General features: G+C 58.0%; 15 protein-coding genes and 1 tRNA gene. 7 read left to right on the top strand and 9 right to left on the bottom strand.

All coding sequences use genetic code 11. The features are described 5' to 3' along the window. Positions 1-140 precede the first annotated feature (140 nt). Together FFM53_RS04165 and dhaL are read left to right on the top strand one after the other, a co-directional pair. Positions 141-2243, top strand: coding sequence for a bifunctional sugar-binding transcriptional regulator/dihydroxyacetone kinase subunit DhaK (locus FFM53_RS04165; RefSeq protein ID WP_138387532.1), 2103 nt, complete (start codon positions 141-143; stop codon positions 2241-2243). 61 nt (positions 2244-2304) lie between these two features. Next, positions 2305-2961 carry a dihydroxyacetone kinase subunit DhaL gene (gene dhaL, locus FFM53_RS04160; RefSeq protein WP_138387531.1) on the top strand — a complete coding sequence of 219 codons (657 nt, stop codon included), beginning with the start codon at positions 2305-2307 and terminating at the stop codon, positions 2959-2961. A 69-nt stretch (positions 2962-3030) separates the two neighbouring features. Here dhaL and FFM53_RS04155 read toward each other — a convergent pair whose 3' ends face one another. The 3 genes from FFM53_RS04155 to FFM53_RS04145 are packed head-to-tail and all read right to left on the bottom strand — an operon-like array spanning position 3031 to position 5383. Then, the gene (locus FFM53_RS04155; protein ID WP_138328222.1) at positions 3031-4056 is read right to left on the bottom strand and encodes an alpha/beta hydrolase family protein; all 1026 of its coding nucleotides are present in this window, start codon (positions 4054-4056) and stop codon (positions 3031-3033) included. Between the two features lie 33 nt (positions 4057-4089). Next, positions 4090-4605 carry a hypothetical protein gene (locus tag FFM53_RS04150; RefSeq protein ID WP_138328221.1) on the bottom strand — a complete coding sequence of 172 codons (516 nt, stop codon included), beginning with the start codon at positions 4603-4605 and terminating at the stop codon, positions 4090-4092. Between the two features lie 4 nt (positions 4606-4609). Next, positions 4610-5383, bottom strand: coding sequence for an NAD kinase (locus FFM53_RS04145; RefSeq protein WP_017993642.1), 774 nt, complete (start codon positions 5381-5383; stop codon positions 4610-4612). A 158-nt stretch (positions 5384-5541) separates the two neighbouring features. Here FFM53_RS04145 and FFM53_RS04140 point away from each other — a divergent pair. After that, a tRNA-Thr gene (locus tag FFM53_RS04140) sits at positions 5542-5617 on the top strand. A 160-nt stretch (positions 5618-5777) separates the two neighbouring features. Continuing rightward, positions 5778-6323: a hypothetical protein gene (locus FFM53_RS04135; protein ID WP_138387530.1), complete on the top strand. Its 546-nt coding sequence runs from the start codon at positions 5778-5780 to the stop codon at positions 6321-6323. A gap of 383 nt (positions 6324-6706) precedes the next feature. Here FFM53_RS04135 and FFM53_RS04130 read toward each other — a convergent pair whose 3' ends face one another. The 4 genes from FFM53_RS04130 to FFM53_RS04115 all read right to left on the bottom strand — a co-directional run bounded on the left by FFM53_RS04130 (position 6707) and on the right by FFM53_RS04115 (position 8836). Beyond that, the gene (locus tag FFM53_RS04130) at positions 6707-6871 is read right to left on the bottom strand and encodes a hypothetical protein (protein ID WP_173883540.1); all 165 of its coding nucleotides are present in this window, start codon (positions 6869-6871) and stop codon (positions 6707-6709) included. Between the two features lie 192 nt (positions 6872-7063). Next, positions 7064-7366, bottom strand: a complete 303-nt coding sequence (locus FFM53_RS04125; protein WP_138387529.1) for a hypothetical protein — start codon at positions 7364-7366, stop codon at positions 7064-7066. Next, a complete protein-coding gene (locus tag FFM53_RS04120; RefSeq protein WP_138387528.1) occupies positions 7344-8414 on the bottom strand; it encodes a serine/threonine protein kinase in 1071 nt (356 codons plus the stop codon). Before FFM53_RS04120 ends, FFM53_RS04125 begins: the two co-directional genes overlap by 23 nt. Continuing rightward, positions 8414-8836 (bottom strand): DUF3010 family protein, encoded by a 423-nt coding sequence (locus FFM53_RS04115; protein ID WP_138387527.1) that lies wholly within the window; start codon positions 8834-8836, stop codon positions 8414-8416. Before FFM53_RS04115 ends, FFM53_RS04120 begins: the two co-directional genes overlap by 1 nt. Between FFM53_RS04115 and FFM53_RS04110 the strand changes: the two genes are divergently transcribed. The 3 genes from FFM53_RS04110 to FFM53_RS04100 all read left to right on the top strand — a co-directional run bounded on the left by FFM53_RS04110 (position 8835) and on the right by FFM53_RS04100 (position 10408). Next, positions 8835-9824 (top strand): hypothetical protein, encoded by a 990-nt coding sequence (locus tag FFM53_RS04110; protein ID WP_138387526.1) that lies wholly within the window; start codon positions 8835-8837, stop codon positions 9822-9824. The two genes, FFM53_RS04115 and FFM53_RS04110, sit on opposite strands and share 2 nt — an antisense overlap. A gap of 93 nt (positions 9825-9917) precedes the next feature. Continuing rightward, positions 9918-10112 (top strand): DUF2158 domain-containing protein, encoded by a 195-nt coding sequence (locus tag FFM53_RS04105; RefSeq protein WP_210273017.1) that lies wholly within the window; start codon positions 9918-9920, stop codon positions 10110-10112. 74 nt (positions 10113-10186) lie between these two features. Continuing rightward, the gene (locus FFM53_RS04100) at positions 10187-10408 is read left to right on the top strand and encodes a hypothetical protein (RefSeq protein WP_138387525.1); all 222 of its coding nucleotides are present in this window, start codon (positions 10187-10189) and stop codon (positions 10406-10408) included. Positions 10409-10422: 14 nt separating this feature from the next. Here the strand turns inward: FFM53_RS04100 and FFM53_RS04095 are convergent, their stop codons facing one another. Further along, entirely contained in the window at positions 10423-12042 is a 1620-nt protein-coding gene (locus FFM53_RS04095) for a terminase large subunit (protein ID WP_173883641.1), read from the bottom strand. Further along, positions 12014-12421, bottom strand: coding sequence for a phage terminase small subunit P27 family (locus FFM53_RS04090; RefSeq protein WP_138387524.1), 408 nt, complete (start codon positions 12419-12421; stop codon positions 12014-12016). The genes FFM53_RS04095 and FFM53_RS04090 overlap by 29 nt, the downstream gene beginning before the upstream one ends. Positions 12422-12424: the final 3 nt, after the last annotated feature.

The following is a 12424-nucleotide window of genomic DNA, read 5'->3' as shown; positions in this document are numbered from 1 at the left end:
GTGAGAGCCCGTGATCCTCCCGAGCATCACCTTCCGGCCGCTTTGGCGGCCGGAAATCATTGTGCGGGAGAATGTTGAAAACCGGAGCCTTTACGCTCATCTTCGCGGGCGATTTGAACCTCGCAGGGAAGCCAGACAGGATGACCGTCAAGACATCATCAGCGCGGAAGAACGGTAGCGTGCGAAACAGCGCCGACGATACGTCTGAGCCCATCCCGCTGCGGTTTGGCGATGATCCCTATGTCTGGGCCTGCTGGCTCTATTATGAGGACGGCATGACGCAGGGCGACATTGCCGATACCATGGGGATTTCGCGGGCAACCGTGAACAGTTATCTCGCCGATGCGCGCGCCCGCGGTATCGTCAATATCTCCATCGAGCCGTCGCGCCTGAGTTCGCTGACGATTGCTCAGGAGTTGAAACGGCATTTCGGTCTGCAGGACTGTCTCGTCGTTCCGAGCGACGACAATACCCGCCCGCTCATCGACCGTCTCGGGCGCGCAGGCGCTCAGGCGCTGCAGAGGCTTTTGAAATCCGGTGATACGCTGGCCGTCGTCTGGGGCCGCACGGTCATGGCGGTCGGTGAGCAGACCTCGATAAGCGGCCTGCAGGACGTCACGGTGGTCCAGGCAACCGGCGGAACCAGTGCGACATTCGCCTATACACCCGAACTTTGCGCAGCGGCCTTTGCCGATGCCGTGGACGCGCGGCTGATCAATATCGCATCTCCAGCGATCGTATCCGCTCCGGATGTCCGTAATATCCTGTTGCGTGAGCCATTGATCGAAAGTCAGTTCGGGGCGCTTTCACGCGCCAACAAGGTGATTTTCGGTATCGCCTCCATGCGCCCGAATTCGACCATCCATACCAGCGGATTCTTCGAGTCGGTATCGTTGCAGCAATATCTGGCGAAGGATGCCGCAGGCATCGTCGCCGGACGTTTCATCGACGGGCAGGGCCGCCCGGTCGCCGGGCCGCTTGACGACCGCACGATCGGAATATCACTCGACATGCTGAAGAGGATCGGTCTGCGTATCGCTGTCGCCGGCGGTTTCGACAAGGTGCCGGCAATCCTGGCAGCCCTTCGCGGCGGCTACGTCAACGTGCTGATCACCGATGCCGCGACGGGCCGTGGCATCCTGCATGCGGACGGTGTGACGGAGGTCGACCAGAAGCTTTTGCAACGCCCGAGGGTCGAAATTGGCACGCCGCCGCCAGCGACCGGTTTTCGCACTCACATCAAGAAATTTCTGAACAATCCCGACGAGGTCGTCGAGGAAATGCTCGACGGGGCAGTGAAGGCGCACGCTGCCTATCTCGAGCCGGTCGACAGTTCTCGCCGTGCGCTCGTTGCCCGGACAGGACCGCGCGCCGGCAAGGTCGGTCTTGTGATCGGCGGCGGCACGGGACACGAGCCTGCGTTCTTCGGCTATGTCGGGAAGGGTCTTGCCGATGCCGTTGCTGTCGGCAATATCTTCTCGTCGCCGCCTCCCGGCCCGATCCTTCAATGCACCAGGGCGGCGTCCGGCGGAGAGGGTGTGCTTTTCGTCTACGGCAACTACGCCGGCGACGTCATGAATTTCGAAATGGCAGCCGAGATGGCGGCGGAGGAAAACATCGCGGTCCGCACGGTCGTGACGACGGACGACATCGCCTCATCGCCGCTGGAAGACAGGGAGGGCCGGCGCGGCGTCGCCGGCAATTTCTTCATCTTCAAGGTCGCCGGAGCGGCCTGCGACCGCGGCCTGTCGCTTGCCGCCTGCGAAACGGCGACGCGCAAGGCCAACGCACGGACATTTACGATGGGCGTTGCATTGGAACCGTGCTCGCTTCCCCAGACCCGTCGCCACAACTTTGAAATTGGCCCCGACCACATCGAGATCGGCATGGGCATCCATGGTGAACCTGGCGTCATTCGCGAAAAGATGATGACCGCCGATGAAATCACCGATCGGGTGATGGATCGCATATTCGCGGAAATGAAGCCGGCATCGGGCGACCGCGTCGCAGTATTGGTCAATTCCTTCGGCGCAACGCCGCTGATGGAGCTCTATATTCTCTTCCGGCGTGTCGAGCAGCGGCTGAGTGCGAAAGGCATCGCGATAGAAGCGAATTGGGTGGGACACTATTGCACCTCGCTCGATATGGTCGGTGCATCCATATCGATCTTGCACCTCGATCAGGAATTGACGGAATTGTTGCATCATCCTTGCGATACCGCGTTCCTGCGGGTCGCGAACTGAAGGTATAAGAGATGCGCCCGGCTGACACGGGCCGCATCCTGCTCGAACTGGGAGGATCATGATGTCGGAAAGCGCGGCGCGCCACCTCAGCAGGATGTTTCATCGCATCTCCGTTGCGATCGCAGCGGAGAAGGACCGTCTCTCGGATCTGGACGGGGCTATCGGTGACGCCGATCATGGAATTACCATGGTGCTCGGCTTCACGGCGGTGAACGGGGAACTCGCGAAACTCGACCTCGACCACATGCTTCCATCAGAGGTGTTCACGTCGGCGGCGACAGCCTTTCTGAATGCCGTCGGTGCATCCACGGGACCGCTTTACGCCACGGCATTTCGCAGGGCCGCCCAGGTCCTGAAAGAGGACGAACACCTTTCAACTGCCGATCAGGCGGCGATCGTCGAAGCGATGACGGCCGGCATCAGGGAGCGTGGAAAGGGCCAGCGCGGCGACAAGACGATGCTCGATGCCTGGATTCCCGCAACCGAAGCCGCCGTCACTGCACGGGCGCGGGCGGCCGGTAGCCTCGAAATGTGGACCAGCATATTGGCGGCGGCCGAAACCGGCGCGAATTCGACCCGTTCGATGGTTGCAACTCGGGGGAGGGCGGCCCGGCTCGGCGAGAGGTCGCTCGGACACATCGATCCAGGCGCGGCCTCGGCAGTCATCATCCTGCGCGCGATGAAGGAAACCTTCGCCGGCGACAGGGTGAAAGAGTAGGAGCGGCGACAGGATTCACATGCAGGGTTACCTGCGCGGAGCAAATACGTCTTCGTTCCGAGGGCATCCTCAATTCGTGACCTTTTCCGCGATGAGGCTGCTGTCTTGAAACAGCGCTGCCGACAGATCGGCAATCTCGTCATGAACGGCTGCGCGCTTGATGCCCGGGGGATCGGTAAAAAGTTCTGCCGCAAAGGCAAGGCCGAGCGCCGTACCCTCTGGCACGAAGACATAATGCCCAAGGCCGCCGCCGAAGATTTTAAGAGCGCTGCGCCGCAGCCGCGCATGCAGCCATGATGAACATTCTTCGGCCGGTGCCGCCGTGTCGGCATCGCCGACCAGGACAAGGGCAGGCGCATCGACAGCTTTCAGGCTTTCCTCGCTGAAGCCGAGAACGGACCGGCCCGGCGCGCAGATGAGGGCGGCCTTGATTCTGTCATCTCGGTAGGACTTCGACATGCGGCCCCACGAATCGCGAAACACATCGCTAGTGCGCAGCAATGCCGGGATATGATCGGCAAGGTCGGGAAACTCCCTTGGTCCGCGCGCGCCACCCGGTTTCATCCTGGACGGTTCGAACTGCGAGAACTGGGCGACAGCCCCAAGAAGCAGCATCACGCTATAAGCTCCGGCCGAAAACCCGGCTGCGAAGACGCTGTTCGTATCGATATGGCCAGAGAGATCGCTGAGCCACTCGTCGCGGTGGTCGAGCATGTAGCTTAGATCAGGCGCCCGCTCCCAAAGGCAGGCAAAGCCTTCGGCGCGATAGGGCTCGATGCCGGTATTGCCGTGGTGGCTGACGCCGAGCGCCGCAAATCCGCGATCGACCAGGCGTCGCGCCAGCCACTCCAGTCCGGCCGCGGATCCGCCGGTGCCATGCGACAACAGCACGAGAGGATAGGGCTCGGCCTCCGATCGGATGGGTGCATTGCGGGCGACGGCCGCCTTCTGGAACCAGCTTCTTTCCGGGACGTCGCTTTGCGCGTCATCGGCGGCGGGATACCAGAGGGACCAACGGATGGGTCTGGGGCCGGCGGCGTCCCAGTTCGACCTCTTCTCGTCGTAGAGGACGCCGTCGCGAAATCCCAGTGTCATCTCTTGGATGCCCCTTTGAACACGTCCCAGCCGTTAATTCGTCGCCTTCTCGACGGTGATGTCGCCGAATTCGTCGATCAGCACGGTCCAGCCATCCGGCTCCGCCGCAGGGTCGGTCTTCAGATAGACTGTGGCGAAGAGCCCCGGCTGCTTGATGATGCCGTTCGAATTCTCGGGGCGTATATCGGTCACGTAAGGTTTCAGGTCGCTGAACTCCTGCAACTCGATGGTCGAGGCGATCGCCGGGCCGGTCTCGGTCTGGGCAATCTTCTGCAGATAGACCTTCGAGGTCCTGTCCGGCTGGCGCACGGCAAAGAGCTTGTAATAGCCGCGGCGCTGCGCGGCCTCTCCCTCGGGATTGGCAACGCTCTCGGCGCCCGTCGGCGCCCGCTCGACATCAGGTGCGTTGCCGTCGTCCTCCCAATAGCCGGTGCTGGTCGCGAAAATCACCGATGCCGGCAGGAGGGCATCCTGCGCCGGCGCGGCCTCTGCTGTGACGCTCCATCCCGCAAGCAGGAGGCTGGTCATCAATATCCGTCGCATTGCCATCGTCTCAATCCTTGAACTGCTCGGCGAGAATACGGTCGGACCAGGAGCGGTCGGGATCAGACAGAATGCGCGCCGTGACATGCTCCGACTGGGCGATGCGAATATGCAGCACCGACTTGACCTCGGTATTGTCGGCCACCGCATTCACCGGCCGCTTCTCCGGCTCGAGAATGTCGATATCGACGGTTACCTTGTTCGGCAGCAGAGCGCCCCTCCAGCGCCGCGGCCTGAAAGCGCTGACCGGCGTCATGGCGAGCAGCGGCGCCTCGAGCGGCAGGATCGGGCCATGGGCGGAAAGATTATAAGCCGTCGATCCGGCGGGTGTCGCGACCATCAGCCCGTCGCAGATCAGTTCCTCCAGACGCACGCGCCCATCCACCATGACCCGCAGATTCGCGGCTTGGTAGGACTGGCGAAAAAGATAGACCTCGTTGATGGCGAGCGCCGTCGAGTTGGTGCCGTCGGCGTTGGCCGTCGTCATCTGCAATGGCCGGAAGACGTTTTCGACGGCGACACAGATGCGCTCCTGAAGCCGATCGGTACGATAATCGTTCATCAGGAAGCCGACCGAGCCGCGATTCATGCCGTAAACCAGCTTGCCGGAGTTCATGGTGTTGTGCAGCGTTTGCAGCATGAAACCGTCGCCGCCAAGCGCGACGATGACGTCGGCTTCGTCAGCCGGTACGTCACCATAGAGACCAATCAACTCCTCGCGCGCGGCAAGCGCCTCCGTCGTTGGTGAGGCGAGAAAGGAAAGCGTCTGAAATGAACGGCCCATGCAATGCCCTTTATGATGCTGCCCTAGCTAAAGGATAAAGGCCTTGTGCGACAAGGACGTTTTCTATCGCGAAGCGTTTTGAGCCGCAGCCGACCAGTCCACGCAGACGCGGATTTTCCCTTTACAGAATCACAGAATCTGTTAGTTGGGCAATTATTGCCCTTGTAGCTCAGTTGGTAGAGCACCTGATTTGTAATCAGGGGGTCCCGGGTTCGAACCCTGGCGGGGGCACCAAAATTTCACTGCAAAGTCAATGACTTAAAGAAGAGCCCGCCCTTTGATGCGGGTTTTTCATGCGCCACTGATTTAACCAGAATTACCATGTTTTCCGGGCTTTTCCTTAGAGTAGCGGGGATTCCGTGGAACATGAATGGCGCATGGTATGGGGACGAGCATGAATGAGGATTTCCATGAAAGCGACGCGGGCAAGTTTATTAGTAGAGCGAAATGCTTCCTCGAAGCCGCCCGTGTCCTGGATAACAAAATGGTCGATGGGCGCAGCCATATGCTTTTTGCCCCTGCGCTTCACCTCGCTGGGCACGGTCTTGAACTACTGTTGAAGGGATGCCTCATTCACAATGGCCAATCGAAGGTCAGGGCGTTCGGTCACCGAATCAATGATATGTGGGCGGTGGATCTCGTTGAGCCACTCAGACTGGCCGCCGGGCGCAATGCGGACATCACGCACCGAGAGGCTGTTGCATGCGGCATGTTTCCTGACGCCGAGAACATCAACAATCCGCGTGAGGTATTCGAGGAATATCGCTCAGCGCTGGGTGAATTGCATGCCGAGACTAGGGTCTTCCCAATCCGTTATCCTACCGACGACGATCGAGTTGGTCCTAAGACACCGCTGTTAGTTGGCACCCTTTGGCTGACTGCTGACGACTACGTGAAGCGGCCCGACGAATTCCGCACACGAAACGCCATCTTGACATGAAAAACCGCCGGCTGGTGAGGCCGACGGCGCACGTGTGGTGGCGTGGTAATTGGAAGCGATCAGCCGATCATGCGGAAGAACGGCTGACCGCGGTTCGGCCAGGGCGAGCCGAAATTAGAACCGGCCGGCGCGCTGCTGATCTTGGCGCAGGTGGTGATCGCGCCGGCCTACGGTGAACCCCTAAATTCTGACCTGCCGCCTCAGCCATGCCGCCTCATTTCGACGAGCCGAGGGGCCAGATGGAGTAGCCGCAACGACTTGCCGGACTATCTGGTCGGGGAATCGGAAATCGATGATCAGATGCTTGCCCTCTCGGACAAGCTCCCAACTGATGGCGCCAGCACCAGCGGCCAGTTCTTTAATTTCGAGAATGACGGCCCGCTTCATACGGTTACGTCGCGGAAGCCGGGAAGTGCGATCTGCTCAATCAAGCCATCGAAGTCGGCTACTCCGTCTTCCGCTGGATCGACCTCAATATCTGGATCGCCGTCGAGACGGTCCAGCAGTTCGATTAGTTGCTCAATGAGATTTTCAATCCGTTCACGCACTGCCTAATACTCCACAAATAGGCCGAGCGAAGTCGGCCGGTTAAAACCGTTGCCATGCTTCGTCTCCTACTGTGGTGGAATGCGCGCGGGTGGTGAGTCCGCTTCGGTTGGTAGCCGCGAGCAATTTTTGCGCGAAACCCAACGGGAAGTCAAGCGACCGAGCTCCCAAGCTCGGCGGGCTTTTGACCGTCTTTAGGCCGGATTCAATTCAGCGGTTTTTCCAAAGCTCTTTAACAAACGCGGCGCTGCGGCGAGCCCAGTATCGTCATTAACTTCGACAGCGTAGGCGGCTACACCTGCCCAGCGCGGCGCAATTGCTGCTGCGATTCGCAGCGCGCCAGTATCCGTTGAGGCTGGAATCGTTCGTTGTGGGGCGACAGCCGCAGCGATCATGCCGAATGACACAACAATAAATTTCGTGCTCATGTGCGCTCCTCGTTTGTTCGCTTTATGTTCCAAGTTATTTAAGTTGTCAAATCGCTTCAGCGTGCTCAACTGCTTTCCTAAAAGACGTGAATGAATTTTTTCGATCTCGCCGCCATCCCGTCCCAGAATCTTTCTCGATCACCCAGTCTGCTTTTTCCTTAACGAGCCGGATTGTCTTGTTGTCTCTTCGGAGCGTGGGCCAATCGATTTCGGTCCAATCCGGGATCGCGGCTCGCGCGTTCGTCAGTGCAGCGCAGAAATCAGCCACGGTGTCGTATCTGTCCGCATACACGACCCTGGTCGCCTTCCGAATTATCGCCACCAGCGCTTTAGGCACGTAAGCAGGCAAGCTGTCGTAGTCTAGCAGACGACCAGCTTTGATTTTCTTCTCAATGGCATTCGCGGAAAACAGTTGCTGTTCATATCCTTGCAGTTCGTCGTATTTTATCTGTTCCTTGACCGACAGCCAGTCACGTTCACCATAGGGGAGAAAACCGCCTAGCATTTGGTAGTAGAATATTCCCAACTGGTAGACGTCGCCAGCCCTGTAATATGTGTTCGCTACGAAGAGTTCCGGGGGCCTGTAAAGCAAAGAATGTTTCGTCAAAGATACCGCTGATCCAGTTTCACCTTGTTCAACGACCGAACCGAAATCGCCGATCACGCAGCGATCATTGTCCAAAAATATGTTCTCCGGCTTCAGATCCCGGTGGAGAAAACCTTCAGCGTGTAAAAAGCTCACCGCCGATGCCACCTGCGTAGTGAGGTCGGTAGCTTTGATAAGTCCAATTTTTCCCGCAAACAGATGATTGTCGATGTCGCCGCCATCACAATGACGCATCATGTAAAACGCGTAATCGTCATCGATTGACTGAGCATCATAGATTTTCACTACATGGTCGTGTTCCAATTGTGCCAGTCGTTTAGGTTCTATGTGGTCGCCATTTTCCCAGAAGTAAAATTTTATAACGACGCTTCGTTCTAAAAGACGGTTTTGGCCGAACAGGACGTAGCCATTGGCGCCCTTTTCGCTAGCTCTCTCAAAATCAATATCCTTCTCAAGCGAGCGTATTGTGGGAACAATCTCGGCCGGAAATTTGGAGTAGTCTATCGGCATTATTTTCTGTCCAGCGACCACAAATGCGCCGCCGCGGCCTCATAGGCATCCCGTTGATAGGTGAGGCATGTCTGCGGAGAGGCGATGGAGTTGGTTTTCTTCAGGGCGGCTCTGACTGTCGCATCGTGTATGAAAACGACTTGTTGGCAGGCAAGTTGAAGAAGTGTCTCGATTTTGTAGGTCACCGGTGATGCCTGCATGTGACCGCCTGGCCTAATTTTAATAACGATCTTTTCCACGCCGTTTTCACGAAAGAAGTTCTTTGCAGAATGGAGAAACGATTCTAGGGATGCTGTTTCCTCATCATTACCCAAGGTAAGTTTCTTAGTAGATGAGACAACATGAGCGGGAATATTTCCTGCATTATCGACCAGCGCGAACAAGGCGTCTTTAGATTTAATCTGAACGCCGCAAATTTTCATGACTCATCTTCTCCTCAACCTTGTGCCGTCGATTACTGAGCCAAATCTAGCCTGCGTTCAACCATCTTCTATGACTTTGCGTCGCAACCTGTGGATAGTTTTTGCTGCCTCGACATCGCGCCTGCGTGGTGCAATCTTTGGTTTACGTGTTCCACGATTCACAGCGATCAGCATGAGCGACCAGGAAGATAAGGATTTCCCAGAGGGCGCCAAGGGCGGCAAGTACATCCGCGGGGCGCTGAACGCCGCCGGCGGCATGATACCCTTCGCTGGCGGCCTTATCTCTGCAGCGGCGGGCGCCTGGGGTGAGCACGAACAAGAGCGCGCGAACGATTTCTTCCGCCACTGGATCGATATGCTGCGTGCTGAGATGGGCGAAAAAGAGAAGACAATCCTTGAGATTATGCAGCGTCTTGATCTGCATGATGAAAAGATTGCGGATCGCATTCAGTCTCCCGAATTTCAATCGCTACTTAGAAAATCCTTCCGTGATTGGGCGGGAGCAGAAAGCGAAGATAAGCGGAGTTTCGTCCGCAATCTCCTAGCTAATGCCGCGTCGTCAACAGTCTGCAGTGACGATGTTATCCGCTTGTTCATGGACTGGATCAAAAACTTCTCGGAATTGCACTTAACCGTAATCGGCAAAATCTATAACCAGAACGGGATTACTCGCGGCAGGATATGGCAGGCTTTAGGGCGTGCACCAGTCAGGGAGGACTCGCCGGAAGCCGACCTATTCAAGCTTTTGATACGCGATCTCTCCACCGGCGGTATTATCAGACAGCATCGAGAAGTCGACTACGCTGGCAACTTCATAAAAAACTCCTCGCGCCCTCGGAGCACCAGCACTGGCAACGTTCATAAATCAGCTTTCGATGATAGCGAATACTACGAGCTGACAGCGCTAGGAGACCAGTTCGTCCACTACGCAATGACCGACATCCCGATAAAGATCGAGTATCACGACCCGAAACCGACGGAGCGGTAGCACAACCTGTGAAATACCTGCGGGATATCTCGACATTGCCTTCGCGTGGTGCGAGTGATGCATCGACCAACAAATCAAACCTAGGACGAACCAATGTCGGAAAACGTGGTAAAAATGCAAAAAGGCTGGGTAGTGCAGCTGAAGTCGGGCGGTCCACTAATGACCGTAACCGAAGTAGAATCGGACATTGACGGTGACACCGTCTATTGCCAATGGTTCGGCGATAAGAGCAAGCTTGAATACTCGTCGTTCGCCTCCTTCGCTCTCATTGTTAAAAATCAATCTTGAGAAGCCCACGACCTGCCGGTTGAATGGTGGCTGGACATCTTCATCGCCTTTGCCCAAACGGAGAGAGCGGGGTCATGGATGATAACCTCACGCAATACCTCAAGTGTGACGTAGAGCTGAACTTCGCCGGGCCTTCACCCGCCGTTGTGAACAAATGGGCGGCAGACGTGCTCCGCGCTTTGGCTGATAGCATCGAAAAAAACGAGTTCGAGGACGGCCATCACGAAGTCAAAGACAGCGTCGGAAAGCCGGTCGGAACGATCTATCTCGACTTCAGCGAAGGCGACGAATTCTGAATACACGGTGACCGCTAAACCGCAAACAGGCTGAGGTCTGTCAAGTCCGCATCTTCATATGAGCTACGCCCAGAAGCGCCCTGAATGGCCCGGCCAGAGGCGATGATTGCTGCGACTGCCGGGTCGATCTTGTCGATGGACCGCTCTTTTACGGGCCGTCGGTTGCCGCTGGCATCGGCGTACAGAACGACGTTGCCGACCGCCCATCGGAGCATCGGATTGCCGCCATGAACGAATTTTCGGTCGAACATGGTGGCCTCGAAGTCGATCACAGGCCGGGCAAACGTCGAAATGTTCTGCGGGAACTCCGCAACGGGCATGCCGTCCTCCTCCAGGCTCTTCATCACGTCTTGTGCGTGCCACCTGTCAAAGGCAACTTCCTCGACTTGGAAGCGTTCGGAGAGTTCGCGAATATACGTCTCGATCATCTCGAGGTCGATCGTGTCGCCAGGCGTGGCCGTGAGCCAGCCCTGATCCCTCCATAAAGCGTATGGCACGCCATCCGTGCGCCGGCGGATCGCTCCTTCGGGGCAGAAGGTTTGCACATGCAGCGCAATCCGTCCGTCTTCCATGGGAACCGCCATGGCGACCGCGGCGAGGTCGATGCGCTTGGCGAGGTCGACGCCAATCCACGCTGGCCGCCCCTCAAGAGATGAAAGGTCAAGTTCGCCCGCGTTTTCGTCCCATATATCGAGCGACCACTCAGGATTCGCCGCACCGTCCAGCCACACGTTAAGGTGAAGCTGCCGGAACATCTCCCTATCTGCCGGCCGGTGCTCGGCTTCCCGCACCATTTGCCGCATGCCGTCGATATCGGGGTAGGGCGGAATGCAAGACAAGCCCGGGTTTACACGGTGCCAAACCGCCTCATCGCGCCAGTCTTCGTCCGGACCGGCTTCAAAGAGGATCGGAAGAAACGCGTCGTCTTCGATCTGACCAGCCGCCACCGCCTTGGCATAGCGGTACATCTCATATGCAATGTTCTCATGGCCGATGCCGGCCGTTGTGGTGACAACGAGCAAACTGCCTGGCGTCTTCACCAGGCCCGTCTTGATGGCATCCCATAAGTCACGTTTTTTCCACGCATGCAGCTCGTCAACGAGCGCGAACACGGGCGTGCGTCCATGCGCCGTGGCAGCATCTGCGGACATCGCCCGGTAGTGGGCGCTGCTCTTCCGGTGCGTGATTCTGTTCTTGGTATCTTGAACCGCAAACGCTTCCTCAAGCCGCGGGTGGGCGCCGATAACGCCCTTCATTTCTTCCAGGGCAATACGCGCCTGGTCTCGGTCCACGGCGGCTGACACCACCTGCGATCCGGGAATACGTTCCGGGCCGAGATGCAGCATTGCCAACGCAGCGCCAAGCGTGGTCTTCCGATTACCTCGCGGGATGAGCGCAAAAACAGTCTTGATGCGCCGCGTGCCGTCTGGCTTGGTGTCACCGTAGACCTTGCGAATGATCCGCTCTTGCCACCGGTCTAGCTGAAAAGCCCGGCCCGGCGCCGTCGATTTCGGATGTCGCAGCGCCTTCAGGAAGGCTACCGCTCGCTCACCTTTCCCGTGCGGATCCGGGATAAGAGTGTCGTCGAAGACCCATGATGGGTAGCTAGATGTCGCCAAGGGCGTCGTCTTCATCACTTCCAACGGCGCCTCCCTTGTTCTTTGTTCTGCTGGCTGGCGTCAAACCAAGCTCTGCGGCCAGCCTGCGAGAGGCTTCCACGGCTTCCTTGACAAGGGTTGTGGCGGGGTGTCGCTTCAATTCACCGGTCGGCGAGACGTAGGTCGGGCCATCCTTGGACACGATCGCCTCGGCCGTCCGCATGTTCGCTACGGCCAGGCAGTAGGCTTCGACCGTGCCAAGTTCGTGCGCGGCAATCTTCCGATCGACGACAAGCTGCGGCACAACGCGGCGCCATTCTGCTTTCGCGTGCGAAGGCAGCCACTTGGGCGCGGGCGGGGCTGAGGAAAGCGCGCCGTCGAGGGCCGTTACGGCCGCCTTTCGTCCACGGGCCATCGG

Source organism: Rhizobium indicum, assembly GCF_005862305.2.
In the GTDB taxonomy this organism is placed as follows: Bacteria; Pseudomonadota; Alphaproteobacteria; order Rhizobiales; family Rhizobiaceae; genus Rhizobium; species Rhizobium indicum.
The sequence above is the reverse complement of the archived record's forward strand: the minus strand, read 5'-3'. Positions and strand labels throughout refer to the sequence as shown.